This window comes from Martelella mediterranea (assembly GCF_004342225.1).
Taxonomy (GTDB): domain Bacteria; phylum Pseudomonadota; class Alphaproteobacteria; order Rhizobiales; family Rhizobiaceae; genus Martelella; species Martelella mediterranea_B.
Genome location: NZ_SMAR01000006.1, coordinates 51,914 through 77,240 on the forward strand (window position 1 = coordinate 51,914; position 25,327 = coordinate 77,240).

The following is a 25,327-nucleotide window of genomic DNA, read 5'->3' on the forward strand; positions in this document are numbered from 1 at the left end:
GAGGATATGCATGTATCTCGGACTTGATCTTGGAACCTCGGGCCTCAAGGCCATGCTGATCGACGAGAGCCAGAAGGTGATCGCAAGTGCCGATGCGCCGCTCACCGTCTCGCGCCTTCATCACGGCTGGTCTGAGCAAAACCCGGCGGACTGGCTTTCCGCCTGCCAGGTTGCTGTCGGCCGCCTGAAAGAGCGTCATCCTTCAGAGCTTGCGGCCGTCAAGGGCATCGGCCTTTCCGGCCATATGCACGGCGCGACACTGGTTGGTGCATCAGGTGATGTGTTGCGTCCTTGCATTTTGTGGAACGACACGCGCTCATATGTTGAAGCCGCACAGCTTGATGACGATCCACGGTTCCGCGCCATCACCGGCAACATTGTATTTCCCGGGTTCACCGCACCGAAACTGGTCTGGGTGAGAAATAACGAGCCAGACACCTTTGCGAAGGTCAGCAAGGTGCTCCTGCCGAAAGATTATCTACGCTACTGGCTGACCGGGGAATATATCTCCGAAATGTCGGATTCGGCGGGCACGTCCTGGCTGGATACAGAAAAGCGCGACTGGTCTGACGAACTGCTTTCGGCCACAGAGCTGAAACGCGAACAGATGCCGGACCTCGTTGAAGGCTCACAAGCTGGCGGCGTTCTGAAACAGGCGCTTGCCTCCGAATGGGGGATGACCGGGCCGGTCGTCGTCGCCGGTGGTGCCGGTGACAATGCGGCTTCAGCTTGCGGCATGGGCACCGTTGCCAATGGCTCTGCTTTCGTTTCGCTGGGCACATCCGGCGTCGTTTTCGCAGCCAATGACCGCTACCTGCCGAAACCGGAATCAGCCGTTCACGCCTTCTGCCACGCCCTGCCCGCCACCTGGCATCAGATGGGCGTGATCCTTTCGGCCACCGATGCACTCAACTGGTATGCAAAGGTCACAGACAAGACACCGGCAGAGCTGACAGCAGAAGTCGGCGACACACTGCAGGCCCCGAGCGAAGTGACCTTCCTGCCTTATCTTTCCGGCGAACGAACACCGCATAACGATGCCGCCATCCGTGGCGCATTCATCGGCCTTGCCCATGAAAGCGACCGCGCCGCCATGACGCAGGCGGTCATGGAAGGTGTCACCTTTGCACTGCGTGACAGCATGGAAGCTCTAAAGGCAGCAGGTACCAACCTTGAACGCATCACGGCAATCGGCGGTGGTTCACGGTCACGCTACTGGTTGAAGGCCATAGCCACCGCGCTCAATCTGCCGGTCGATATTCCAGCCGACGGCGATTTCGGCGCCGCTTTCGGCGCGGCTCGTCTGGGGCTTCTGGCTGCAACCGGCGGCGACCCACTTGCCGTTTGCACACCACCTGAAACCGCGGAAACCGTAGAACCTGAAACGGCGCTCTCAGATGCTTTCGAGACCGCCTACCAACGTTACCGGGCGCTTTACCCGGCCATCAAACCACTTTCCGGCAACTGAAAATCTTCCCCGGAAACATTAACTCAAAGGGAGTGAACATATGAGCACCGGCTTTTTCGGCGATATTGCCAAAATCCAGTACGAAGGCCCGAACAGCGACAATCCGCTGGCTTTCAAACATTATAACCCCGACGAAGTCGTCATGGGCAAGCCGCTGAAAGAGCATCTGCGCTTTGCCATCGCCTACTGGCACAGCCTCGCCTGGGAAGGCGGAGACCCCTTTGGCGGACGCACTTTTGACCGCCCGTGGTATGACGGCGGCATGGAAAAGGCGAAGTTGAAAGCCGATGTTGCTTTTGAACTGTTCACGCTTCTCGGCGCGCCTTTCTATTGCTTCCACGATGTGGATGTGCGCCCGGAAGGCGACAGCTTCTCTGAGAACACGAAGAATCTGAACGAAATCGTCGATTATTTCGCAGGAAAACAGGAAGAAACCGGGATGCAGCTCCTCTGGGGCACAGCAAACCTGTTCACCAACCGCCGCTTCATGTCAGGTGCGGCGACCAACCCCGATCCGGACGTGTTCGCTTTCTCGGCTGCAACCATCAAGACCTGCATGGACGCAACTCACAAACTCGGTGGCCAGAACTATGTTCTGTGGGGCGGTCGCGAAGGTTATGAAACCCTGCTCAACACAGACATGGGCAAGGAACTCGATCAGATGGCGCGAATGCTGCACATGGTTGTCGAGTACAAGCACAAGATCGGCTTCAAGGGCCAGATCCTGGTGGAACCGAAGCCGCAGGAACCGACCAAGCACCAGTATGATTACGACGTCGCGACCGTTTACGGCTTCCTCCAGAAGCACGGGCTGGAAAAGGAAGTGAAGGTCAATATCGAGCAGGGTCACGCAATCCTGGCTGGTCACACCTTCGAGCATGAGCTGGCACTGGCCCGCGAACTCGGCGTTCTCGGCTCCATCGACATGAACCGCAACGACTATCAGTCAGGCTGGGATACCGATCAGTTCCCGAACAATGTTCCGGAAATGGCACTGGCTTACTATCAGGTTCTGCTGGCAGGTGGCTTCACCGGTGGTGGCACCAACTTCGATGCCAAGCTGCGGCGCCAGTCGATTGACCCTGCTGACCTGCTTCACGGTCATATCGGCGGCATGGATTGCTGCGCCCGTGGCCTGAAGGCGGCAGCCAAAATGGTCGAGGACGGCGCTCTGCAGAAACCGCTCGATGAACGCTATGCAGGCTGGGAAGACGCAACGGCGAAGAAGATGCTTTCCGGAGAAATGTCGCTGGAAGACATTGCAGCCATGGTTGAAAAAGAAAACATCAACCCGGCTCCGAAATCGGGCCGCCAGGAATATCTGGAAAACATCGTCAACAAATACGTCTGATCAAAGACCGTTGGCGAAAGCAAAAACAGAAAAGCCGGGGCGCGCAAGCACCCCGGCTTTTTTACGGGTAGGACGATATGACGGATGATGTTGCGGCTTGACGGACCGCTGGACAGATGAAATTGGGTTGATCGGCACCGCAATTTCAAAAAGTGTCTCTATTCTGTTTTCAGGATCTAGCAACCGAGACTTTGAGGATTGTGAACTGATTTTAGCCCCAAGAATAAGATAGCCTGCGGCCGCAGCCATCTTAAACGTGTCAAGCTCAGAATGACTTCCCCCCTTGAGCGAAAACAGGAAACTCATTTGATTTCTGGTTTACGTACATCATCTTTATAGGTAACGTGGCTCTCACATGTTCAGGCATTCTTTTTGGGTAGGAGCAAATTGAATGTTTGCAGAGGTCGTGGTTTGAGAATCCACGCTGGGGGAATGTTCCGGGACTGCACGCTCAAATGATCGGTGTTTTTGGCTGATCCGGATTTTATCTGGACTTTGGTTTGATTGAACATCTTCCGAGCGTATTGCAGGCCCAGCTCAGGGAATGAAAACATGCACTTGGGGAGGAGCATGTATGGAAAACGGGCACACAGATATGCCTGCGATTCTCGAAACCGAGGGACTTTCGAAGTCTTTCGGACCGATTGAAGTTCTCCATGATATCGATATTGCAGTGCGGCCTGGAGAAATCCATGCCGTCATCGGTGAAAATGGTGCGGGCAAATCAACCCTGATGCGCCTGATCGCCGGAAACCTGGCGCCAAGCCGGGGCATTTTGCGCGTCGATGACAAGCCCGTTTCCTTTGCCAACCCGACAGAAGCAGAAGCAGCGGGGATTGTACTCGTACATCAGGAAATTCTGCTGGCGCCGGACCTGACCGTTGCCCAGAATATTTTCCTCGGCCGTGAAATCCGCAGCGGGTTTGCAGTCAACGACAAGGCGATGAATGAAGCCGCCCACAAGGCCGTGCTGGAACTGGGCGCTGATATTTCACCGGAAACACAGGTCAGCCAGCTTTCAATTGCAAAACGGCAGCTGGTGCAGATTGCCCGCGTTTTGCTGACCCCGCATCGCGTCGTCATCTTCGATGAACCGACCGCCTCGCTGACACCTGTTGAGACCGAAGCGCTGCTGAATGTTATACGAGACATCAAAGCACGCGGCGTTGCAGTTCTTTTCATTTCCCATCGGCTGCCGGAAGTGAAGGCCATTGCCGACCGGGTGACTGTTTTGCGTGACGGCACAAAGGTGGAAAGCCACCCTGCTGAAGCACTTCAGCCCGCTGATATGGCCCGCCTCATGGTGGGCCGAGACGTATCAAAGCTTTATCCGGACCGGATTTACACCAGCACTGATGAACCTGTCTTATCCGTTGAGAATTTCCGTGTTCCCGACTACGTCAAAACCGCTTCGTTTTCGCTTCGCAAAGGCGAAATTCTGGGCTTTGCGGGCCTTGTCGGGGCTGGTCGTACTGAGCTGATGGAAGGCATTCTTGGCCTCCGCCCCGGCCGGGGCAATGTCAGACTTCATGGTCAGAAGGTACATTTTTCAGCGCCGGTTGCAGCTCTTAAGGCAGGCATTGTCTATCTCAGCGAAGACAGAAAGGGCAAAGGCCTGCTCCTGAATAAAGACCTCGGCACCAATCTGACGCTGGCGGCACTGGATCGGTTTATCCGTCATTTCCAAATCGATAGAAAAGCTGAAAACGGCGCGCTTGATAACGCAATCCGGGATTTTGATATCCGTACGGGTTCCAGCACGCTGGATGCCGGAGAACTTTCCGGTGGCAATCAGCAGAAGCTTTTGCTGGCGAAAATGATGCTGCTCGAACCCCAGATCATCATCATTGACGAGCCCACACGCGGCATCGATATCGGCAACAAGGAACAAATCTATAAGTTCATCGCCGAACTGGCCGATACGGGTCACTCTATTATCGTGATTTCATCAGAGATGCCGGAATTGATCGGTCTTTGTGACCGGATCGTCGTGATGCAGTCCGGTCTTGTTGCGGGAGAAGTCTCCAGTGAACGCATGAATGAACACGAAATCGTCGTGCTGGCCACCGGGGTTTCGACGCATGGAGGAATGGAAATGGCAGGGGTTGAATGAGCGAAGAAACGCAAAAAGGAACAAGTGGGTCAGGCGTCTTGAAATTGATCGATATCCGGATGCTGGCACCTTTCATCGCCCTGGCATTGCTTCTGGTTGTCGGCACCTTCGCCAATCCTAATTTTCTGACGGTGACCAACCTGATGAATGTTGCCACGCGGTCGGCTTTCATTGCCATTATTGCAGTTGGTGCAACGTTCGTTATCTCGTCTGGCGGACTGGATCTTTCGGTTGGTTCGATGGTTGCCTTTGTCGCCAGCCTGATGATCATGTTCATCAACACCGCCATCATTGGCGATCCTTTGATGTTGTTGATAACAGCCATGGTTCTGGCAGTACTGATTGGCGCAGCCTGCGGACTCGCCAATGGACTCATCACAACTGTCGGGCGGATTGAGCCATTCATCGCCACCTTGGGCACAATGGGCATTTATCGTGGCCTGACGACCTGGCTTTCGCAGGGTGGCGCCATCACAGTTCAGGATTTTGATGTTCAGGGGCTTTACAGACCTGTCTATTTCGGGACCGTCTTTGGTTTACCTGTTCCCGTGATTGCCATTATCGTGACAGCCTTGATCGGCGCTTTCGTACTATACCGAACGCGATACGGTCGCCATGTCATTGCTGTTGGCTCGAATGAGGAGGTCGCGCGCTATTCCGGGATCTCCGTAAAAAAGGTCAGGATCGTTGCCTATCTCATTCAGGGCGTTTGCGTTGCTGTGGCGGTATTGTTCTATGTTCCGCGTCTCGGCTCGACCTCGGCAACCACCGGCATGTTGTGGGAATTGCAGGCTATTACCGCCGTTGTGGTTGGCGGCACTGCGCTGCGGGGCGGGGTCGGCCGGATCTGGGGTACCATATGCGGCGCATTCATTCTGGAAATTGTTGGCAATATCATGCTGCTTTCAAATTTCATCAGCGAATACCTGATCGCTGCCATACAAGGTGCAATTATCATCATTGCCATGCTGGTTCAGCGTTCACTGGTTCGCAAATAGCCAGGCTTGCGGGATCAAAGAACCGCCCGCCGCCCGATGCCGGGCAAAACTGGTTCGCCACTTGGGAGGAGTGAGAATGAAACATTTTATATTGGGTGCAACACTTGCGGCCACAACAGCGCTGGCTGGTGCAGCCAACGCAGAAACTCTAACTGTCGGCGTATCCGTTCCAGCCGCCGATCACGGCTGGACGGCAGGCATTGTCTACCACGCCGAGCGTGTCGCCGAAAAGCTGATGGATGAGTATGATGATCTCAATGTCATCGTCAAAACCTCACCGGATGCCGCCAGCCAGGCCAATGCTGTTCAGGACCTTGCTGTTCAGGGGATTGATGCCCTGGTGATCCTGCCGACAAACCCTGATCCGCTGGTCAACGCCATCATGCAGGTCAAAATGCAGGGCACATTCGTAACCCTTGTTGACCGTGCACCGTCGAATAATTCAAGCGAAGTGCGTGACCTTTATGTCGCCGGCAATAATCCGGCACTGGGCGCTGTGGCCGGTGAGTATATCGCCGAAACCACGCCTGATGCAGACGTGGTTGTCATTCGCGGGCTGCCGATTCCGATTGATCAGCAGCGACAGGATGGCTTCGATTCCGCGTTGGAAGGTACAGACGTGAATGTTCTGGAAAAACAGTTCGGCAACTGGAACCGCGATGACGCCTTCCGGGTGATGCAGGACTTCCTGACCAAGTACCCCAATATCGATGTTGTCTGGGCACAGGATGACGATATGGTCGTAGGCGTTTTGCAGGCGATTGAACAATCCGGCCGCGATGACATTCAGTATGTGATTGGCGGCGCGGGTTCAAAAGACATGATCAAAAAAGTGATGGATGGCGATCCGATGATCCCGGTCGATGTCCTTTATCCACCGGCAATGATTGGTACGGCCATGGAACTGACAGTCGCGGGTATGAAGGATCAGGTTCCGATCGCCGGAAACTATATTCTGGATGCCACTCTTGTGACGCCCGAAAATGCCGAAAGCTATTACTTCCCGGATTCACCCTACTGAGCCGGTAGATCAAACCTTCGCGCCCCGCCGTTCAGGCGGGGCGTAAGCAGCTTGCTGACGGAACTATCTGGCAATACTCTCGCCAAAACTCACCATTTCGAACGCTTTCCGGGAGGATTTTATCATGAAGACAATCAAGGGACCGGCTATTTTTCTCGGTCAGTTTGCAGGCGATGAAGCACCGTTCAACAGCTGGGATGCAATCACGAAATGGGCCGCAGACTGCGGCTATAAAGGCGTTCAGGTACCCACATGGGCAAACCAGCTGATCGACCTTAAGAAGGCTGCTCAGTCGAAAGACTATTGCGATGAATTCAAAGGGCAGGCCCGCGACAATGGCGTCGAGGTAACCGAGCTCTCAACCCACCTGCAGGGCCAGCTCGTTGCAGTGCATCCGGCCTATGACGAAGCTTTCGACGGTTTTGCAGCGCCGGAAGTGCGCGGCAACCCGAAAGCCCGGCAGGAATGGGCCGTCGAACAGGTCAAAATGGCGATTTCTGCATCGCGTCACATGGGCATCAATGCGCTTGCCAGCTTTTCCGGCGCGCTGGCATGGCCATTTCTTTATCCATGGCCGCAGCGTCCTGCCGGACTGGTTGAAACGGCTTTTGCCGAACTTGCGAACCGCTGGAAACCGATCCTTGATCATGCCGACGAGAACGACGTTGATATCTGCTATGAAATTCATCCCGGTGAAGATCTCCATGATGGTGCAACCTTCGAAATGTTTCTCGACCACCTGAGGGGCCATCGCCGGGCCAACATGCTTTATGATCCGTCGCACTATGTTCTGCAGTGCCTCGATTACATCGACAATATCGACATCTACAAAGACCGGATCAAAATGTTCCACGTCAAGGATGCCGAGTTTAACCCGACGGGCAGACAGGGCGTTTATGGCGGCTATCAAAGCTGGGTGGACCGGGCCGGACGTTTCCGCTCACTCGGCGATGGCCAGGTCGATTTTTCCGCAGTCTTCTCCAAAATGGCCGCCAATGATTTCGATGGCTGGGCTGTGGTTGAATGGGAATGTTGCCTGAAACATCCTGAAGACGGGGCACGCGAAGGCGCTCAGTTTGTGCGGGATCACATCATCCGCGTGACCGAACGCGCCTTTGATGATTTTGCGGGTTCCGGCACGGATGAAGCCGCTAACCGCCGTATGCTCGGACTTTAAGGGTGACATATGATGACCATTGAAGGCAGAAATGAAACGCATGACAGCCACATCCGGCTTGGTATGGTCGGAGGCGGCTCCGGTGCCTTTATCGGTGGCGTTCACCGTATTGCCGCCCGGCTCGACGATCATTACCGGCTTGTCGCCGGGGCTTTGTCCTCGACACCGGAAAAGGCGCTTGCTTCCGGTCAGGAGCTCGGTCTCGATCCGGACCGCACCTATGGTTCATGGGAGGAGATGGCAGAGAAAGAGGCTGCCCGGGAAGACGGGATTGAAGCGGTTGCCGTCGTGACACCGAACCACATGCATTTCGCTCCCGCAAAAGCTTTTCTGGAGAAAGGCATTCATGTCATCTGCGACAAGCCGATGACAGCGACGCTGGATGAAGCGAAAACCCTGAAAACCATTGCTGACAAGGCTGACGCACTGTTCATTCTGACCCATAACTACACCGGCTATCCGATGATCAGGCAGGCCCGTGCCATGATCGCCAATGGTAACCTCGGCCCGCTCAGACTCATTCAGGCCGAATACGTGCAGGACTGGCTGACGGAACCGGTCGAACGCGAAGGCTCCAAACAGGCAGAGTGGCGCACGGATCCGAAGCGTTCCGGCGCAGGCGGCGCGATTGGCGATATCGGCACCCACGCCTTTAACCTTCTCTCATTCGTCTCCGGTGCAAAGCTTCAAAGCCTTGCGGCTGATCTCGACAGCTTTGTCGAAGGCCGGCAGCTGGACGACAATGCCCATATGATGCTGCGCTTTGAAGAAAAAGCCGGTGTGAAAGCCAAGGGCATGCTCTGGGCCAGTCAGGTCGCGCCCGGGAATGAGAACAGCCTCACGCTTCGTATTTACGGCACCAAAGGCGGGCTGGAATGGGCACAGGAACAGCCGAACCACCTGTGGTATACGCCGTTTGGCGAGCCCAAGCGCCTCCTGACCCGAAACGGCGCAGGTGCGGGCCCCGATGCTGTTCGCGTCTCCCGCGTTCCAGGCGGTCATCCGGAAGGCTATCTCGAAGGCTTCGCCAATATCTATTCCGATGCGGCTCTCGCCATTCGTGCCTTTAAAACAGGCAAGACTGACCCGGACGCCATCTGCCCGACCATTGATGATGGTGTCGCCGGCCTTGCCTTTATCGATGCCTGTGTGCGTTCTTCGCGCGAAAACGGCGCATGGGTCACGCCTGATATCTGAAGACCTTTCCCCTCTTAAGCTTCATCTGCGGCACTTCCAGCGTGCCGCAGATGATGACTGTCAAGCTGTGACGCAATTTGGCAACGGCGCAAAACCAAATACTGCAACGTTACAGTTTTGAGTTATTGCGATGTACAAACCATTCAAACTCGCATAAAAGCCATGCCCGACATGCCAGAAACCGAAAGAACGGACACTCTTGTTTCTGCCGGTTTTTTTGCGTTTTCAGAGGCTTTTCCCTCAGGAATGATGCCCGGCAAAGCCTGAGCAGAGAATAATACTGGCGACATATGATTTTGAGAAACTGAAAGAATGGCGAACCGGCGCAAAGCCCGGTCCTTTCCTTTCAGATTGGATAAAAGGAATTCGAGCATGATTGATCCCAAGGCTCTTGCCGGACGCTTTCCCAAGGACTTCATTTTCGGCACAGCGACAGCATCCTACCAGATTGAGGGTGCAGCGCGCGAAGATGGCCGCAAACCCTCGATCTGGGATGCGTTCAGCCACATGCCGGGCCGGGTCTATAACCGTGATACCGGTGATATCGCCTGCGATCACTACCACCGCGTCGAAGAAGATCTCGATCTTATGGCCTCACTTGGTGTTGAGACCTACCGGTTTTCGATTGCATGGCCACGCATCATCCCCGATGGGCGCGGACCGGTTAACGAAGCAGGTCTCGACTTTTATGACCGATTGATTGATGCCTGCAAGGCGCGCGGGATCAAGACCAACGCAACGCTCTATCACTGGGACCTGCCGCTGACGCTTGCCGGTGACGGTGGCTGGACAGTGCGGTCAACCGCTTATGCCTTCCAGCGCTATGTCCAGACGGTGATGAAACGTTTTGGCGACCGGCTCGACTTCGTCTCAACCTTCAACGAACCCTGGTGCGTGGTCTATCTCAGCCACCTTTATGGCATCCATGCTCCCGGCGAAAAGTCGATTGAGGCCTCGGTTGCTGCCCTGCACACGGTCAATCTGGCGCATGGCCTGGCGGTGGAAGCGATCCGTCAGGAAGCGCCGGATGTCGCCGTTGGCATCGTCTGTAATCATCAGGCTATTATTCCGGTGACCGACAGCGAAGAAGACAAGGCGGCCTGCGAGCGCGCCTTCCAGTTCAACAACGGCGTCTTCTTCGACCCGATCTTCAAGGGCGAATATCCGGCTGACTTCATGGCAGCCTACGGCGATATCATGCCGAAGATCGAAGATGGCGACCTGGCTCTGATCAGCCAGCCGCTCGACTGGTGGGGACTGAACTATTACAAGCCGGAGCGCTACAAGCATAATCCGGAAGCCCCCTTCCCGTCTGTGGCAGACGGGCCGGCACTGAACGACGTCTTCACCGATATCGGCTGGGAGGTTGATGCTTCAGCTCTGAAATTCCTCGTTCATCAGCTTTATGATCGCTATGAACTGCCTGACATGTACATCACCGAAAACGGTGCCTGCTACAATATGGCGCCCGTTGATGGCGTCGTCGACGACCAGCCGCGGATCGAATATCTGTCCGAACATCTGGGCGTTGTCGCCGATCTCATAGAAGCGGGCCGCCCGATCAAGGGCTATTATGCCTGGAGCCTGATGGACAATTTCGAATGGGCAGAAGGCTACAAGATGCGGTTCGGCCTCATCTATATCAATTATGAAACGCAGGAACGCACGGTCAAGAATTCCGGCAAATGGTTCAAGGCACTCGCCGAGGAATTTTTAAACGCAGAGAAGTAAGCCGCCCCAAGACGGCTTTGTCTGAACTTCAAACGCAGGCCCGTACCAAAGGTGCGGGCCGCTTTACTGGTAAATCAGGCAGAAGCGGTTTCAGCAGGAATACGCGCGATCACCTTGATTTCGAAGTCAAAACCGGAAAGCCAGGTCACCCCGAGGGCCGTCCAGCCGGGATAAGGTGGCCGGGTAAAGAATTCATCCTTGATCGGCAGGACTGCAGACAGCTGGTTTTCCGGATCCGTATGGAATGACGTCACGTCGACAACATCATCAAAGCTGCAGCCAGCGGCCTTCAGCGTCGCCTCCAGATTGGTAAAAGCACGCCTGACCTGAGCATCAAATTCCGGCTCTGCAGAACCGTCTTCCCGACTTCCGACCTGGCCGGAAACGAATAGCAGATCACCCGAACGAACGGCTGCTGAGTATTTATGTGCTTCGTAAAGCGCGTGACGGTTATCGGGGAAAATAGTTTCTCGAACGGTCATGGATATCCTTTCCTCATAATCTTCGAAAAATGCCTCAAAACGAACGATGCAAGACTTTACGTGATGGGCTACACTCAAATACGAAACGTATATTAAAATTACCGACATACAATTCGTATGTCAAATAATATACGAGGCGTATGTGAAATGGAGGTTGCCTTGGCCAAAACCCGCCTAGAAAAAATGGAGGAGAATCGTGCGAAACTGATTGCCGCTGCACGAAAAGCCTTTGCTGAGAAAGGTTATGCCGCGTCCTCAATGGACGATCTGACCGCACAGGCAGGACTGACACGCGGTGCGCTTTATCACAATTTTGGTGATAAGCGCGGTCTTCTTGCCGCGGTGGTTGACCAGATTGACACTGGGCTGGCTGAGCGCGCACGCCTTAAGGCAGCAGCAGAAACAACCAAATGGGGCGCACTGATGGCTGAAGGCGAGGCCTATATTGAAATGGCGCTGGAACCGGAGGTGCAACGCATCGTATTGCTGGATGGTCCAGCCTTCCTTGGCGACCCATCGCAATGGCCAAGCCAGAATGCCTGTCTTCAGGAAACGCATGAAGCGGTAAGAGAACTGATTGCCGAAGGCATCATGAAGCCGGTGGACGCAGCAGCAGCAGCACGGCTTCTGACAGGGGCAGCCCTGAATGCTGCACTCTGGATTGCCGCAGACAACAACCCGGATGCGCGCCTGCCGAAAGCGATTGAGGCGTTTCGCACGCTGGCCTCCGGCTTCCTGTCAGAACCGTTGCAACGCATGATCAAATAAAAAAGGAAGAACTGCGCCTGCAACTCTTCCTTCAAGCGTTAATGATCAAGCCTTTAAGTCTTTTCAAGCGAGCACGTCGCACTCAGCCGAAGACACGCCTTGGCCGAAATTGCCCTTGCGCGATTTCGCCAATCGCGATCAGGCGGCCACCAGCGGAGGCATAAGCCTCAGGCTCTTCAACGGGGGCATTCGCGCCGCGCAGGGTGATCGGGTTGCCGAGCTTGATGCGGCGGGCCTGCTCATCATTAACCGGAACATGCGGCAGGTTTACAAGCGCTTCTGACGTATCAATCAGAAACTCTTCCAGTGCTGCAAAACGTTCCTGGTCGTCTTCAATCTCTTCCAGTGCCGTCAGTTCGGAAAGCGGAACAAGCATCTCTTCGGCAAATGGCGCAACATAAGGACGGCGCAAGGCCGAGATATGGCCGAAGCAGCCAAGATCACGCCCGAAGTCTCGGGCCAGAGCACGCACATAAGTGCCTTTACCACACTCGACCTCAAACTCGGCCGAATTTTCATCCGGACAGCCCAGAAGGGTCAGTCGGTGAATTTCAACTTCACGCGTTGGAATTTCAACGGTTTCCCCTTCGCGCGCCAGATCATAGGCCCGGTTGCCATCGATCTTGATGGCAGAAAACTGCGGCGGCACCTGTTCGATCACACCAGTGTATTTCGACAGCAAAGCCTCGATCGCCTCACGGCTCGGGCGCCTATCCGATGTTTCTGTCACCTCGCCTTCAAGGTCATCGGTTGAGCGCTCTTCACCCCAGGTCACGGTAAACTCGTAGATCTTGCGGCCATCCATCACATAAGGCACGGTTTTGGTCGCATCACCAAGCGCAATCGGCAACATGCCAGAGGCCAGCGGATCAAGTGTGCCGGCGTGGCCGGCCTTCTGCGCCTTGAACAACCATTTGATCTTCGACACAGCTTCGGTCGAGCCAAAATCAACCGGCTTGTCGAGGATCATCCAGCCCGAGACCGGCCGCCCCTTGGGTTTTCTCTGCCGCGCCATCAGTTGTTGCCCTCGTCGTTGCCGTCACTATCATCTTCATCGTGATCAAGATCACGCGCCACTTCCGGTGAATGCAAAAGCTCATCAATCTTGCGGAAGTTTTCAAAGCTTGTGTCATCACGAAAACGAAGCTCGGGCATATACTTCATCTGCCGCAACTCACGAGTGATACGCCCGCGCATGAATTTCGCATGATGATTCAGTGCCTTGACCAGCTGATCATGATCCTGCTGACCCAATGGGGTTACATAAGCAGTCGCGACCTTCAGATCAGGCGACATCCGGACTTCAGAGATGGAAATGACCGTGTTTTCGATCAGCGGATCACGCACTTCACCGCGCTGCAAAACTTTGGTCAAAGCGGCGCGAACCTGTTCGCCAACGCGAAGCATGCGTTGTGAGGGCGCCGAGGAGGAAGCTCTCGTCATAATATCCTTAAATCGGTTATTTCAGTGTTTCATTGAAATCTGGCAGCACTCGGGAATTGAACCCGGCCAAACTCACTCTCGCTGGCTGGTCCTTTATCCTCTCACGTTCAGAAAATCAATGGTCAAACCTTCCCGACACAGTCGGGCAGCCATTCGCGCCTGACAACCTTCTTTACACCTGCGCCAAAAAAGATCGAACCAATACAAGCATTTGATTCAGCGCAAATCGCGATGCAAACACCTGCGCTACAAACGTTTTAAGGATAGTTGATGCCATCGCCTCCGGGCCGGTCATGAGGGAGTTTGCCGACCGTCATATGGAAATTCAAGTTTCAAAGCGCTTTACGATCTCCTCCTCCTTCAATAGCTGAAGCGCTTTGTCTGGTCGCTCCCCGCACGACCAATCTCCCTCCTCTCAATTGCGGGTAAAAACGGGTCGCATCACGCGGCCCGTTTCGTTTTTCGATGCATAAAAAGCCCCGTCACAGCCAAAGCTGTCACGGGGCTTTTCACTATCACAAACAGAAAAACCGGCCGAAACCGGTTTCTTATAATCTTCAAATTAAAGCGTGCGGGTTACATGCTCGACGCGGAAGGCCTCGATGATATCGCCCTTGCGCATATCTTCATAGTTCTCGAACGCCATACCGCATTCCTGACCGACCGGAACTTCCGAGACTTCATCCTTGAAGCGCTTCAGTGTCTTCAGCTTGCCTTCGTGGATCACAACGTTGTCGCGGATCAGACGAACACCGGCACCACGCTCGACCTTGCCTTCGGTAACCTGGCAGCCTGCGACCTTGCCGGTCTTGGAAATGTTGAACACTTCCAGGATTTCCGCATTGCCGAGGAAGGTTTCGCGGCGTTCCGGCGAGAGAAGGCCCGACATCGCTGCTTTCACATCGTCCACCAGATCGTAGATGATGTTGTAGTAGCGGATCTCGATGCCTGCCTGATCGGCAGCGCGGCGTGCCTGAGCATTGGCACGGACATTGAAGCCAATGATTGCAGCATCCGATGCTTCGGCAAGCGAGATATCCGATTCGGTGATACCGCCGGCAGCGGCATGAACGACACGAGCGCGGACTTCATCCGTACCAAGCTTTTCAAGCGCGGCATTGATGGCTTCAACAGAGCCCTGCACGTCGCCCTTGATCAGCAGCGGGAATTCCTTCAACCCGGTATCCTGCAGCTGGCTCATCATCTGTTCGAGCGAACCGCGCGAACCGGACTGACGGGCTGCCGCCTTATCGCGGGCCAGACGCTGACGATATTCGGAAACTTCACGCGCCTTGGCCTCATTTTCGACAACCGCGAAGCGATCACCCGCCGAAGGCGTGCCGCCGAGACCGAGAATTTCCACCGGCATGGACGGGCCGGCTTCCTTCACATGCTCGCCGCGGTCATTGATCAGGGCGCGGACGCGGCCCCACTGGTCACCGGCGACCAGAACCTGACCCGGCTTCAGCGTACCCTTCTGCACCAGAACGGTCGCGACCGAACCACGACCGCGGTCCAGCTGTGCCTCAATGACAACGCCTTCTGCGGTACGATCCGGGTTGGCCTTCAGGTCCAGAATTTCGGACTGCAACAGGATGGCTTCCAGAATCTTATCGAGGCCCTGACCGGTCTTGGCCGAAACTTCAACTTCAAGAACTTCACCACCCATGGATTCAACGAACACTTCATGCTGAAGCAGCTCGGTACGAACCTTCTGCGCATCGGCGGCAGGCTTATCGATCTTGTTGATCGCAACGATGATCGGAACACCGGCAGCCTTGGCGTGATTGATACTTTCAATCGTCTGCGGCATCACACTGTCATCGGCTGCAACCACCAGAATGGCAACATCGGTGACTTCGGCACCCCGTGCGCGCATCGCGGTAAAGGCCGCGTGACCGGGGGTGTCGATGAAGGTGATCTTCTGACCGTCCTGCTCGACCTGGTAGGCACCAATATGCTGGGTGATACCACCGGCCTCACCGGAAACCACATTTGCGTGACGGATCGCATCGAGAAGCGAGGTCTTACCGTGGTCAACGTGACCCATGATGGTAACAACCGGCGCACGCGATTTCAGATCAGCTTCCTCATCCTTGACATCAAAGATCCCTTCTTCAACGTCAGATTCAGCAACGCGCTTGACCGTATGGCCGAATTCGGAGGCGATCAGCTCGGCAAGATCAGCATCGATAACATCGCCGGGCTTCATCATCTGCCCTTCTTTCATCAGATACTTGATCACATCGACAGCCCGTTCAGACATGCGCTGTGAAAGCTCCTGAATCGTGATGGTTTCCGGCAGAACAACCTCGCGTGAAATCTTTTCACGCGGCTCCTGCGTCTGTGCACGGCGCATTTTCTGCTGGCGGCGGCGCATGGCAGAAAGCGAACGACCGCGTTCGTTACTACCATCGTCATCTGCAGAAACGGTTGTGACTGTCAGCTTGCCGCGACGACGTTCGCCGGCCCCTTTCGGGCGGGCAGCAGGCTTGGCAGGCGTTTCCGGACGCACGGCCTTACCACGTGCCGGGGCAGCATCATCGCCATCACGACGTGGTTTGCGGCCACGCGCAGGTGAATCATCGTCGTCCTTTTCAGCACGAGAAGCCGGGCGTACACGCGGGGCGGCACGGCCCGGTTTTTCCGAGTCAATCGGCGGCGGTGCAACAGCTGCCGGATCTTCAGGCTCCGCCTGCTTGGGCTCTGGCTTCGGCTCTTCCTTGGCCTTTGCCGCGGCTTCAGCAGCCTGTCTGGAATCTTCTTCTGCCTGGCGCTTGGCGTCTTCTTCGGCCTGACGCTTGGCTTCAGCTTCCGCCTTCTGACGTTCTTCCTCTTCACGCTTGCGCCGTTCAGCTTCTTCAACTTCACGCTGCTGCGCCATGATCAGAGCCTTGCGGCGGGCGTCCATTTCGCCTTGAGACAGGCCATGCAGGACATTACCGCCCTGACGCCCCTGCCCAGAGCCGCCGCCACGGTTCGGCTGTCCGCCGCCCCCCTGACCGCCACGCTGACGGTTCTGGCCACCGCGACCCTGACCACCACGGGCCTGACCTGAGGGGCCACCACGCGAAGGCTGCCCCTGAGGCTGGCGCTGCTGGCGTGTATTATCTTCGGTTTTGGGAGCTGGCTGCTCATTCGTGCGCGCCTGCTGCGGCTGCGGCGTAGCCGCGCTGCGCTGCTGTGCTGGAGCCGACGAAGAGGACGGCGATGAAGCCTCTTCATTCGGTTTGTGCACACGGCGCTTGCGTGTTTCGACTACGACTGCCTTGCTGCGACCGCGCCCCATATCCTGGCGCACAGTGCCCTGGCTGACACCCGACTGCTTGAGTTTCAGCGTCTTCTTGCCCGAGGGATTGAGTGTCTTGTCGTCTTTATTGTCCGTCATTCGGTTCCCGTTCCTTGGTGCGGGAACCGGCTCCCCGTCTAAGGAAGCTCGTTACCCGCAATAAAATTCATATCGTGGCGTCCGGCCAAATTCCGTGACGTCGTCATTTGTTAGTCATCGCGGCTTTTCCTTTGGCTCCGGTCTTAGACCGATACCTTTCAAGCATCATTGCGCGCTTCACTACACCCTCACCGGCCTTTCCCGCAAGCGCCGCTGCGTGTTTAAACGCATTCTCATGCAAAAGAACCTCGATTTCGTCTGTGCTGAACGGCCTGAAGGCCGGAATCGGGGATTCTTCTTCAGCCATCATCTGAAATGCCTTACGCGCCTGATCAAGCTTTCGCACCCCATCAGCCGCAGCATCAGAAGCATGAAACACCGCAAGCGCCTCACCGCTTCTGATCGCAATATCGACTTTCGAGGAGCCGGTGACAAATTCACCGGCCTTACGCGCCATATGCATCATGCCGGAAAGCTGGCGTGCAAGCAGGGTGTCCACCATGCCACCAAGCGCTGGGTTGACTTCAACCTTCTGCTTCAAAGCCCGCGCGAAATGCTTTTTGGCAACCGCCTGATCGACGGCCCAGCGTTCGGCAGTGACCCAGCATCCGCGTCCGGGCAATTCCCGTTTCAGGTCCGGTACAACGCTTCCGTCAGGCCCGACCACAAAGCGGATCAGCGTCTCCGGCGTGCCGGTCTGCCGCGTGACGATACAGGTTCTGTCGTTCATCGCCGCGTCATCCTTCATGCCGGAGCCACCCGTTTTCAAACAGAAGCCCCACCGTTGTCTTCGCTGTCAGTGGCATCACCTTCCGCACCGTCTTCAGCTTCGCCTTCTTCAGTCCCAGCATCAGCAGCAAGGTCTTCTTCGGTAATCCAGCCTGCGGCCAGACGCGCCTGAACGACCATGTTTTCGGCCTCAACGCGGGACAGCGCAAAGCTGGACAGGATACCGTCAAACCGCTTTGTCTGGCCGTTCTGGCGTTCGGTCCAGCCGACGAGGTCATCAGCGGCGCAACCGGCGAAATCTTCCATGGTCTTGATACCATCTTCGCCGAGCGCAACCATCATGGAAAGCGTCATGCCGTCAATCTGGCGCAAATCGTCGGAGACGCCCAGCGAGCGACGCTTCTCGTCAAGTTCAGCTTCCTGACGCTCAAGATATTCGCGTGCGCGGGTCTGGATTTCTTCGGCTGTTTCCTCATCAAAGCCTTCGATGGAGGAAATCTCGTCCAGTTCGACATAGGCAACTTCCTCAATCTGAGCGAAGCCTTCCGACGCCAGAACCTGGCCGACCATTTCATCAACATCAAGTGCTTCCATGAACAGCTGGCTGCGCTCGTTGAATTCCTTCTGACGACGCTCCGATTCCTCGTTTTCCGTCATGATGTCGATATCCCAGCCGGTCAGCTGCGAGGCCAGACGCACATTCTGGCCGCGACGCCCAATGGCCAGCGAAAGCTGCTCGTCGGGTACGACAACATCGATACGCTCTGCATCTTCATCAAGCACAACCTTGGCCACTTCTGCAGGCTGCAGCGCGTTGACGATGAAGGATGCCGGATCTTCCGACCACGGAATGATGTCAATCTTTTCGCCCTGAAGCTCGCCGACGACAGCCTGAACACGGGAACCGCGCATACCCACGCAAGCACCGACCGGATCAATCGACGAATCGCTGGAGATAACAGCAATCTTCGCCCGGGAACCGGGATCACGAGCAACTGACTTGATGGTGATAATGCCATCGTAGATTTCCGGCACTTCCATGGTGAACAGCTTGACCATGAACTGCGGATGCGTGCGTGAAAGGAAAATCTGCGGGCCGCGCTGTTCACGGCGCACATCATAGACATAGGCACGGATGCGGTCGCCGTAACGCGGAACTTCGCGCGGGATCATCTCATCACGACGGATGATTGCTTCGCCGCGACCGAGATCGACAATCACATTGCCGTATTCAACACGCTTGACGGTTCCGTTGACGATCTCACCGATGCGGTCCTTGTATTCGTCAAACTGCTGATCGCGCTCGGCTTCACGTACCTTCTGAACAATCACCTGCTTGGCAGATTGCGCTGCGATACGACCAAAATCCATCGGCGGCAGCGGATCGGCAATAAAGTCGCCAATCTTGGCTTCCGGATTACGATCCAATGCCAAGGTCAGGGGAATCTGGGTGTTGTAGTCTTCGGCCTCTTCAACAACCTCCAGAAGACGCTGAAGGTGAATTTCACCGGTCTTCGGGTTGATATCGGCGCGGATATTGGTGTCCGACCCATAGCGCGAACGCGCCGCCTTCTGAATGGCATCAGCCATGGCTGTCAGCACGATCTCGCGATCGATGGATTTCTCGCGCGCCACCGCATCGGCAATCTGCAACAGTTCAAGCCGGTTCGCACTTACTGCCATTGATCATACTCCGTTGTTCAAAACGAAAACCGTTCCGGTTCTCAGATGTTCACTCTTCAGCGCCGTCTTCGTCTTCCGGGCCGTTTTCATTTGCTGCACGCGCCTTGGCACGCTTGTCAGCTTTCAGGGCATCGCGGATCAGTTCATCCGTCAAAATCAGCTTGGCATCGGACACGGCTGAAAACGGGATTGTCACTTCATTCGGCTCGCCATAGGCAACACCATCACGCAGAAGCGTAAAGCCTTCCGTATCGGCTTCGATAATGCGCCCACGAAAGCGCTTGCGTTCGCCGATCAGCACTGACGTTTCGCACTTCAGCAAATGCCCTTTCCAGCGATAAAAATCCGATTTGCGTGCCATGGGCCGGTCAATACCGGGCGAGGAAACTTCAAGATGATAAGCACGGTCAATCGGATCCTCGACATCGAGAACGGGCGAAACAGCCACGGAGACTTCTTCGCAGTCTTCCACGGACATCGTTCCATCCAGCCGCTCGGCCATGATCTGCAAGGTCAGGCCGTTCTGACCCGACAACCGCACGCGCACGAGCTTGAAACCGATATCATCCAGAACCGGCTCGAGCATGTCGGCGATGCGCTTGTCGATGCCCGTTTCAACGATAATGCGTTCTTCTTTTGCCTGTTCAGCCATTGGTATCAGCGCTTGCCCCGAATGTTATCCCGGCTTCAAAGCCGTTTACGCCAACAAAAAAGAGCGGGTCCGACCGGCCCCACTCTCCATCTGACGATCAAGAATTTGAGGCCTAAATACGCTCAATGCACACGGATTGCAAGTTTTATCGCTTGCCGAATACTCTGGAGAAGTCGCCAGACCTGTCATTTCTTGTACCTGCCCGTATAGGCATTCGCTGAAAAGTCGCCATATAATGCCGCTCGGCAACGTTCAAAACGATCGGTTCCGGCACAGGCATCAGGGAGAGAAGATTCAAATGGCGTCCACTCCAACTTCGCTTTTTGCACCGCTTTCCCATAACACTTTCCGAAATGTCTGGGCAGCAGCCATAGCATCCAATCTTGGCAGCATGGTGCAAAATGTCGGCGCAGCCTGGATGATGACGTCGATTTCCAGTTCCGAAAGCATGGTCGCTCTGGTTCAGGCTTCGAACACCCTGCCGGTCATGATACTTGCGCTGATTGCAGGAGCAATTGCCGATGGTTTCAATCGCCGCAAGGTCATCCTCGGTGCGCAGTGCTTCATGTTTGTCGTGTCTGTCCTGCTGGCGCTTGCCGCCTTTGCCGGGCTGATCACACCCTGGCTGCTTTTGGGTTTCACCTTCCTGATCGGCTGCGGAAATGCTCTCAACAATCCGTCTTGGCAGGCATCGGTGGGTGATATGGTCCCACGCTCGGATCTGCCCGGTGCGGTGACTCTGAACTCCGTTGGCTTTAATATCACCCGCAGCCTCGGCCCGGCTGTCGGCGGCACGATTGTGGCCATTGGCGGTGCGGCCGCTGCATTCACCGTCAATGCCTTCAGCTATCTCGGGCTTTTGACGGTCATTTACCGATGGGATTTTCATCCACCGGAAAGCACGCTGCCGCGCGAAAAAATGACGACGGCCATTGGCGCTGGTTTGCGCTATGTCGTGATGTCACCCAACATACTGAAAGTGCTTCTGCGCGGGTTCATTTTCGGCCTGTCGTCTGTCTCCGTTCTGGCCCTTCTGCCGCTCGTCGCCCGCGATGTGATCGCAGGCGGCCCGCTGACCTTCGGTCTGATGCTCGGTGCATTCGGGATCGGCGCCATTGGCGGTGCATTTTCCAATGCCCGCATCCGCGACATGCTTTCGAATGAATGGATTGTTCGCGTCGCTTTCTTGATTTTCGCCGGCTCGGCAACAACAATTGCCTTTTCGACCTCGATGCTCCTCGACTGTATCGCGCTATTCTTTGCCGGAGCCTGCTGGGTTCTGGCGCTCTCACTGTTCAACACGGTTGTGCAGTTGACCACCCCGCGCTGGGTCGTGGGCCGGGCACTTTCGCTCTATCAAACCGCATCATTTGGCGGCATGGCCGGCGGTAGCTGGCTTTGGGGACAGGTCGCCCAGAACCACTCAATCACGATTGCCTTTGTCTCGGCGGCTGGCGTCATGCTCATCGGTGTGCTTGCGGGTCTCATCTTCAGAATGCCTGCGCTGGAAAGCCTGAATCTCGATCCACTGAACCGCTTTCAGGCTCCCGAACCGCAACTTGATGTCCTCGCGAGAAGCGGCCCGATCGTGGTTGAAACCCGCTTTATCATCGACGGCGAGGATACAGAAGAATTCCTGAAGCTTATGATCGAGCGCCGGCGCATTCGCAAACGTGACGGTGCGCGCAAGTGGGCATTGATGCGCGACATCGCCGAGCCGGACGTCTGGATCGAGACCTATCATGCCCCGACATGGGTTGACTATGTCCGGCATAACCAGCGCAGAACACAGGCAGATGCAGAAAATTTCGACCGGCTGCGCGCCCTGCATCGCGGCAAGGGGCACCCGGAAACCCATCGCATGATCGAGCGGCAGGCGATCCCGCCGCGCGATGATGTCTTCAATCGCCCGTATTATATGCATCATCAGCATCATTGATGACACGGCTTACTGCTTTTGGACGAAGGCTCCGCCGGATGCCGGCTCTTTCAGCGCCTGCCCGTCGATGAGCAGGATCCGTTTGACTGGAATCAAGGCATGCACGGACCTTTTTAAGTCTTGGTGAGGCATGCCAGCAGCAATGAACAAAACTGAATTACTGACGGTCTTCGACAAGGAATTGACGAAGCTTGGGAAAACGCTGGCCGCAGTCGACGAGCACAGTTCCGGTTTTTCCGCCCCTGACGACCCGGCCACGATCAAGGGCATCATCGCGCACAGAACCCATTGGATGGGTATGTTCCACCGTTGGTACGAAGACGGGGTTGCCGGCAGGCAAGTGTTTGTACCGACCAAAGGGTACAAGTGGAACCAGCTCAAGGCTTATAACGCCCCGATTTATGCAAAGGCCAACATCACGCCCTGGGCCGCGTTGCTTTCGGATTTCGAAACCGCCTGCGAGCATTTGCGAACGTTTATCGCGTCCCGGACCGATCACGAGCTTTACACTGACGGGGTCTACGGCTGGACCGGTAAATGGACGCTCGGCCGTTATGCAGAAGCCTCGGGACCATCGCACTTTCGCTCGGCAAACACCTATATCCGCGCGATATTGAACTCCGCGCGGTAAGCGCCGGAACCGCACCGCACGCGTCAGCCAGGATCAGCGCAGCAGTTCGTTCTTCAGCTGCGGTGTTGGCCAGCAGGTCTGGCTTACACGGTTGCGCATCTGCCAGTCGCCAATGGAGCGACGGGTCTTGAAGCCGACCAGACCGTCCGCGCCACCGGTATCATAACCCATGCCCATCAGCTTACGCTGCATATCCGCAACATCGGAGCGCAGCAATGTGCCGGTACGTTGCCAGGGCTGAACGAAGGCGCCCATTCCATACTGGATACGATCGGCCAGATTGCCGACGAAGAGTGCATAGAGATCGGAATTGTTATACTTCTTGAGGACGTAAAAATTCGGCGTAACGATAAACTCCGGGCCGTAGCGCCCCTGAGGCACCAGCATCATGCCTGGCTCACGCAATTCTTCTGCCGGAAAGGTTTTGCCGGAAACACGGTTGATCCCCTGTTTGACCCAGACAGATATCGCCCGTGCGTTGTCCGGCCCTTCCTGCGCGCAGGAAACATTCTCCGGGATCACAGCCTCATAGCCCCAGTCACGGCCGCGTTCCCAGCCGTCGCTCGCCAGATGCTTTGCAATCGTGGCCAGCGAGTCGGGCACTGAGTCCCACACATCGATCTTGCCGTCGCCGTCAAAGTCGACAGCATAGTCGAGGAAATTACTCGGCATCAGCTGCGGCTGCCCGAAAGCGCCGGCCCAGGATGCCTTGTGCTTATCCAGCGGAGCGGCACCGGACTGGATGATCTTCAGCGCGGTGATAAACTCGTGCTGGAACATCTGCTGGCGTGAGCCGGTCATAAACGCCTTGGTGCCGAGCACCTGAAGGATGTCGTATTTCTCCTCCGCCGCGCCATAGCCCATCTCACGGCCCCAGATTGCCAGAACGATACGTCCGGGAACGCCGTAGCGTGCTTCAATCTGGTCCAGAACCGGCTTGTACTGACGGTAGAGCTGACGCCCTTTGACCGCCAGATAATTCAGATTGTTCTCATTAAAGTATGGCCCGGGCTCTGAGAATTCCGGCTGTGTCTGCACACGCCGCTCCGGCGGTTTGGTTCCCGGCGGAACCAGATCCGGCAAGGACCAGTTAATCGTCAGCCCTTTTGTGGAACGATCATAGACCGAAGCGGACACACCGGACTGAAGTGCAGCGCGGCGCATATCCGTTGCCAGCCAGTTCTGAAACTGCTGCTGCACCGTCGCGCGATCATAAGCATTGGCCACATTGGAAAAACCGGCCCCCGCCGCAAAAGCGAGCATGAACGCAGCAAAGGCGCAAATCAACCGAACGGCATGAAGCGGGCGAAACCTGATCATCGAACAATCTCCTTCTCGCGCGCGATCTTCAGCAAAGATGGTTACTGAAAGATGAAGACGCAGCACCTTGAACCCGTTTCAGTTCGACTGTGGCGTTCACGCTTCGGTGAATAAAGCGGGCAGACAGACGCTTTTTCACCATTCACCGTCATACGTCTTCACTTTCCAACCGCCGGAGGATCGTCTAGGAAGAGCCGAAGACGAAGCTAGGCTTCAGCCTCGATATACCGCATCAGCGCCTTCGATGAACGCTTCTCCGTCGATTTCATAAACAGGAACATTCGAGCATATGGGTATCGGTTGGATTGAAGCTGCATTTCTTGGGCTGTTGCAGGGGCTCACTGAGTTTCTGCCGATCTCTTCGAGTGCACATCTGCGCATCGCCGGGGCATTCCTGCCGTCTGGCTCAGATCCGGGCGCAGCCTTTACCGCCATCACCCAGATCGGGACGGAAACAGCCGTTCTGGTATACTTCTGGTCGGACATCATGCGTATCGCCAGTGCCTGGCTGTCGAAAAACGCGAGGCTCGGCGATCCCAGTCGGCATGACATAGCGGATGTGCGTATGGGCTGGCTGATCATCATCGGCTCCGTTCCGATTGTGGTTCTGGGGCTGATGTATAAGGATGCGATCGAGCACTCCCTGCGCAATCTCTATATCACCGCGTCCATGCTGATCATTTTCGGCATTATCATGGGTATTGCCGACAAGATCGGGCAGAAGCGAGTAGGCCTTGAGAAACTCAGCTGGCGCGATGGCATTCTTTTCGGCTTTGCTCAGGCGATGGCCCTTATTCCCGGTGTGTCACGCTCCGGCGGCACGATCAGCGCCGGCCTGCTTTTGGGTTACACGCGCGAGGCTGCCGCCCGCTATTCCTTCCTGCTGGCTGTTCCAGCGGTATTCGGCTCCGGTTTTTATCAGCTTTTCAAAAGTATCGGCGAGGACAATCCGGTCGGCTGGGGGCCGACGGCTCTGGCGACGCTGATAGCCTTTGGCGTGGGCTATGTGGTGATCGTATTCTTCCTGCGGCTGGTCTCAACCCGGAACTATATGCCGTTCGTCTACTATCGGGTTATACTGGGTGCCGCCCTTCTGGCACTTCTTGCAACCGGCGTCATCAGCGCGGGCGGCCAGCCTGTCTGACGGGCGGTCACCCATCATTAATCCTTCTGAGGTTATAAGGACTGCAGAAACAGTCTAACCTTATGACCGAAGCCCCCGGCACCTGCTTTTCA

At 55.9% G+C, this 25,327-nt stretch carries 22 protein-coding genes; 12 read left to right on the top strand and 10 right to left on the bottom strand.

The window, feature by feature from the left end; translation table 11 throughout:
• Window positions 1–10: 10 nt before the first annotated feature.
• Together xylB and xylA are read left to right on the top strand one after the other, a co-directional pair.
• Window positions 11–1,468 carry a xylulokinase gene (xylB, locus tag EDC90_RS05875; protein ID WP_132309553.1) on the top strand — a complete coding sequence of 486 codons (1,458 nt, stop codon included), beginning with the start codon at window positions 11–13 and terminating at the stop codon, window positions 1,466–1,468.
• Window positions 1,469–1,508: 40 nt separating this feature from the next.
• Window positions 1,509–2,819 carry a xylose isomerase gene (xylA, locus tag EDC90_RS05880; RefSeq protein WP_132309555.1) on the top strand — a complete coding sequence of 437 codons (1,311 nt, stop codon included), beginning with the start codon at window positions 1,509–1,511 and terminating at the stop codon, window positions 2,817–2,819.
• Here xylA and EDC90_RS05885 read toward each other — a convergent pair whose 3' ends face one another.
• Window positions 2,820–3,125: a hypothetical protein gene (locus EDC90_RS05885; RefSeq protein ID WP_132309557.1), complete on the bottom strand. Its 306-nt coding sequence runs from the start codon at window positions 3,123–3,125 to the stop codon at window positions 2,820–2,822.
• 268 nt (window positions 3,126–3,393) lie between these two features.
• Between EDC90_RS05885 and EDC90_RS05890 the strand changes: the two genes are divergently transcribed.
• From EDC90_RS05890 to EDC90_RS05910, 5 genes are all read left to right on the top strand, one after another.
• On the top strand, window positions 3,394–4,932 hold the full coding sequence (locus tag EDC90_RS05890; protein ID WP_132309559.1) for a sugar ABC transporter ATP-binding protein: 1,539 nt from the start codon (window positions 3,394–3,396) through the stop codon (window positions 4,930–4,932).
• Window positions 4,929–5,930: an ABC transporter permease gene (locus EDC90_RS05895; RefSeq protein ID WP_132309561.1), complete on the top strand. Its 1,002-nt coding sequence runs from the start codon at window positions 4,929–4,931 to the stop codon at window positions 5,928–5,930. Before EDC90_RS05890 ends, EDC90_RS05895 begins: the two co-directional genes overlap by 4 nt.
• Window positions 5,931–6,006: 76 nt before the next feature.
• Window positions 6,007–6,951 carry a substrate-binding domain-containing protein gene (locus EDC90_RS05900; RefSeq protein ID WP_132309563.1) on the top strand — a complete coding sequence of 315 codons (945 nt, stop codon included), beginning with the start codon at window positions 6,007–6,009 and terminating at the stop codon, window positions 6,949–6,951.
• Between the two features lie 124 nt (window positions 6,952–7,075).
• On the top strand, window positions 7,076–8,128 hold the full coding sequence (locus EDC90_RS05905) for a sugar phosphate isomerase/epimerase family protein (protein ID WP_132309565.1): 1,053 nt from the start codon (window positions 7,076–7,078) through the stop codon (window positions 8,126–8,128).
• 12 nt (window positions 8,129–8,140) lie between these two features.
• Complete coding sequence (locus EDC90_RS05910) at window positions 8,141–9,325, top strand: Gfo/Idh/MocA family protein (protein WP_132309667.1); 1,185 nt, start codon at window positions 8,141–8,143, stop codon at window positions 9,323–9,325.
• A 143-nt stretch (window positions 9,326–9,468) separates the two neighbouring features.
• Here the strand turns inward: EDC90_RS05910 and EDC90_RS05915 are convergent, their stop codons facing one another.
• Window positions 9,469–9,699 (bottom strand): hypothetical protein, encoded by a 231-nt coding sequence (locus EDC90_RS05915; RefSeq protein WP_132309567.1) that lies wholly within the window; start codon window positions 9,697–9,699, stop codon window positions 9,469–9,471.
• On the opposite strand from EDC90_RS05915, the gene EDC90_RS05920 reads away from it, so the two are divergent.
• Window positions 9,698–11,056, top strand: coding sequence for a GH1 family beta-glucosidase (locus tag EDC90_RS05920; protein WP_132309569.1), 1,359 nt, complete (start codon window positions 9,698–9,700; stop codon window positions 11,054–11,056). The two genes, EDC90_RS05915 and EDC90_RS05920, sit on opposite strands and share 2 nt — an antisense overlap.
• A gap of 74 nt (window positions 11,057–11,130) precedes the next feature.
• On the opposite strand, the gene EDC90_RS05925 is transcribed toward EDC90_RS05920, so the two are convergent.
• Window positions 11,131–11,538 (bottom strand): RidA family protein, encoded by a 408-nt coding sequence (locus tag EDC90_RS05925; protein ID WP_132309571.1) that lies wholly within the window; start codon window positions 11,536–11,538, stop codon window positions 11,131–11,133.
• A gap of 159 nt (window positions 11,539–11,697) precedes the next feature.
• Here EDC90_RS05925 and EDC90_RS05930 point away from each other — a divergent pair, with 159 nt between their 5' ends.
• Window positions 11,698–12,306, top strand: a complete 609-nt coding sequence (locus EDC90_RS05930; protein WP_132309573.1) for a TetR/AcrR family transcriptional regulator — start codon at window positions 11,698–11,700, stop codon at window positions 12,304–12,306.
• An 82-nt stretch (window positions 12,307–12,388) separates the two neighbouring features.
• Here the strand turns inward: EDC90_RS05930 and truB are convergent, their stop codons facing one another.
• From truB to rimP, 6 genes are all read right to left on the bottom strand, one after another.
• Window positions 12,389–13,321 (bottom strand): tRNA pseudouridine(55) synthase TruB, encoded by a 933-nt coding sequence (truB, locus tag EDC90_RS05935; RefSeq protein ID WP_132309575.1) that lies wholly within the window; start codon window positions 13,319–13,321, stop codon window positions 12,389–12,391.
• Complete coding sequence (gene rbfA / locus EDC90_RS05940; protein ID WP_132309577.1) at window positions 13,321–13,749, bottom strand: 30S ribosome-binding factor RbfA; 429 nt, start codon at window positions 13,747–13,749, stop codon at window positions 13,321–13,323. Before rbfA ends, truB begins: the two co-directional genes overlap by 1 nt.
• A gap of 562 nt (window positions 13,750–14,311) precedes the next feature.
• A complete protein-coding gene (gene infB / locus EDC90_RS05945) occupies window positions 14,312–17,137 on the bottom strand; it encodes a translation initiation factor IF-2 (protein WP_132309579.1) in 2,826 nt (941 codons plus the stop codon).
• Window positions 17,138–17,240: 103 nt separating this feature from the next.
• Window positions 17,241–17,885, bottom strand: a complete 645-nt coding sequence (locus EDC90_RS05950; protein ID WP_132309581.1) for an RNA-binding protein — start codon at window positions 17,883–17,885, stop codon at window positions 17,241–17,243.
• A gap of 17 nt (window positions 17,886–17,902) precedes the next feature.
• Window positions 17,903–19,549 carry a transcription termination factor NusA gene (gene nusA, locus EDC90_RS05955; RefSeq protein ID WP_132309583.1) on the bottom strand — a complete coding sequence of 549 codons (1,647 nt, stop codon included), beginning with the start codon at window positions 19,547–19,549 and terminating at the stop codon, window positions 17,903–17,905.
• Window positions 19,550–19,598: 49 nt separating this feature from the next.
• The gene (gene rimP / locus EDC90_RS05960) at window positions 19,599–20,201 is read right to left on the bottom strand and encodes a ribosome maturation factor RimP (protein ID WP_132309585.1); all 603 of its coding nucleotides are present in this window, start codon (window positions 20,199–20,201) and stop codon (window positions 19,599–19,601) included.
• A gap of 298 nt (window positions 20,202–20,499) precedes the next feature.
• On the opposite strand from rimP, the gene EDC90_RS05965 reads away from it, so the two are divergent.
• Together EDC90_RS05965 and EDC90_RS05970 are read left to right on the top strand one after the other, a co-directional pair.
• Window positions 20,500–22,140, top strand: coding sequence for an MFS transporter (locus tag EDC90_RS05965; RefSeq protein WP_132309587.1), 1,641 nt, complete (start codon window positions 20,500–20,502; stop codon window positions 22,138–22,140).
• A 142-nt stretch (window positions 22,141–22,282) separates the two neighbouring features.
• Window positions 22,283–22,771, top strand: coding sequence for a ClbS/DfsB family four-helix bundle protein (locus EDC90_RS05970; RefSeq protein WP_165972752.1), 489 nt, complete (start codon window positions 22,283–22,285; stop codon window positions 22,769–22,771).
• Between the two features lie 33 nt (window positions 22,772–22,804).
• Here EDC90_RS05970 and EDC90_RS05975 read toward each other — a convergent pair whose 3' ends face one another.
• Window positions 22,805–24,091 (bottom strand): lytic murein transglycosylase, encoded by a 1,287-nt coding sequence (locus tag EDC90_RS05975; protein WP_132309591.1) that lies wholly within the window; start codon window positions 24,089–24,091, stop codon window positions 22,805–22,807.
• 289 nt (window positions 24,092–24,380) lie between these two features.
• Between EDC90_RS05975 and EDC90_RS05980 the strand changes: the two genes are divergently transcribed.
• Window positions 24,381–25,235 carry an undecaprenyl-diphosphate phosphatase gene (locus EDC90_RS05980; protein ID WP_132309593.1) on the top strand — a complete coding sequence of 285 codons (855 nt, stop codon included), beginning with the start codon at window positions 24,381–24,383 and terminating at the stop codon, window positions 25,233–25,235.
• Window positions 25,236–25,327: the final 92 nt, after the last annotated feature.

Coding starts and splice junctions, on each gene's coding strand:
- xylB (WP_132309553.1), top strand. CDS start 11: ATGTATCTCGGACTTGATCTTGGAACCTCGGGCCTCAAGGCCATGCTG.
- xylA (WP_132309555.1), top strand. CDS start 1,509: ATGAGCACCGGCTTTTTCGGCGATATTGCCAAAATCCAGTACGAAGGC.
- EDC90_RS05885 (WP_132309557.1), bottom strand. CDS start 3,125: ATGAGTTTCCTGTTTTCGCTCAAGGGGGGAAGTCATTCTGAGCTTGAC.
- EDC90_RS05890 (WP_132309559.1), top strand. CDS start 3,394: ATGGAAAACGGGCACACAGATATGCCTGCGATTCTCGAAACCGAGGGA.
- EDC90_RS05895 (WP_132309561.1), top strand. CDS start 4,929: ATGAGCGAAGAAACGCAAAAAGGAACAAGTGGGTCAGGCGTCTTGAAA.
- EDC90_RS05900 (WP_132309563.1), top strand. CDS start 6,007: ATGAAACATTTTATATTGGGTGCAACACTTGCGGCCACAACAGCGCTG.
- EDC90_RS05905 (WP_132309565.1), top strand. CDS start 7,076: ATGAAGACAATCAAGGGACCGGCTATTTTTCTCGGTCAGTTTGCAGGC.
- EDC90_RS05910 (WP_132309667.1), top strand. CDS start 8,141: ATGACCATTGAAGGCAGAAATGAAACGCATGACAGCCACATCCGGCTT.
- EDC90_RS05920 (WP_132309569.1), top strand. CDS start 9,698: ATGATTGATCCCAAGGCTCTTGCCGGACGCTTTCCCAAGGACTTCATT.
- EDC90_RS05915 (WP_132309567.1), bottom strand. CDS start 9,699: ATGCTCGAATTCCTTTTATCCAATCTGAAAGGAAAGGACCGGGCTTTG.
- EDC90_RS05925 (WP_132309571.1), bottom strand. CDS start 11,538: ATGACCGTTCGAGAAACTATTTTCCCCGATAACCGTCACGCGCTTTAC.
- truB (WP_132309575.1), bottom strand. CDS start 13,321: ATGGCGCGGCAGAGAAAACCCAAGGGGCGGCCGGTCTCGGGCTGGATG.
- rbfA (WP_132309577.1), bottom strand. CDS start 13,749: ATGACGAGAGCTTCCTCCTCGGCGCCCTCACAACGCATGCTTCGCGTT.
- infB (WP_132309579.1), bottom strand. CDS start 17,137: ATGACGGACAATAAAGACGACAAGACACTCAATCCCTCGGGCAAGAAG.
- EDC90_RS05950 (WP_132309581.1), bottom strand. CDS start 17,885: ATGAAGGATGACGCGGCGATGAACGACAGAACCTGTATCGTCACGCGG.
- nusA (WP_132309583.1), bottom strand. CDS start 19,549: ATGGCAGTAAGTGCGAACCGGCTTGAACTGTTGCAGATTGCCGATGCG.
- rimP (WP_132309585.1), bottom strand. CDS start 20,201: ATGGCTGAACAGGCAAAAGAAGAACGCATTATCGTTGAAACGGGCATC.
- EDC90_RS05965 (WP_132309587.1), top strand. CDS start 20,500: ATGGCGTCCACTCCAACTTCGCTTTTTGCACCGCTTTCCCATAACACT.
- EDC90_RS05970 (WP_165972752.1), top strand. CDS start 22,283: ATGAACAAAACTGAATTACTGACGGTCTTCGACAAGGAATTGACGAAG.
- EDC90_RS05975 (WP_132309591.1), bottom strand. CDS start 24,091: ATGATCAGGTTTCGCCCGCTTCATGCCGTTCGGTTGATTTGCGCCTTT.
- EDC90_RS05980 (WP_132309593.1), top strand. CDS start 24,381: ATGGGTATCGGTTGGATTGAAGCTGCATTTCTTGGGCTGTTGCAGGGG.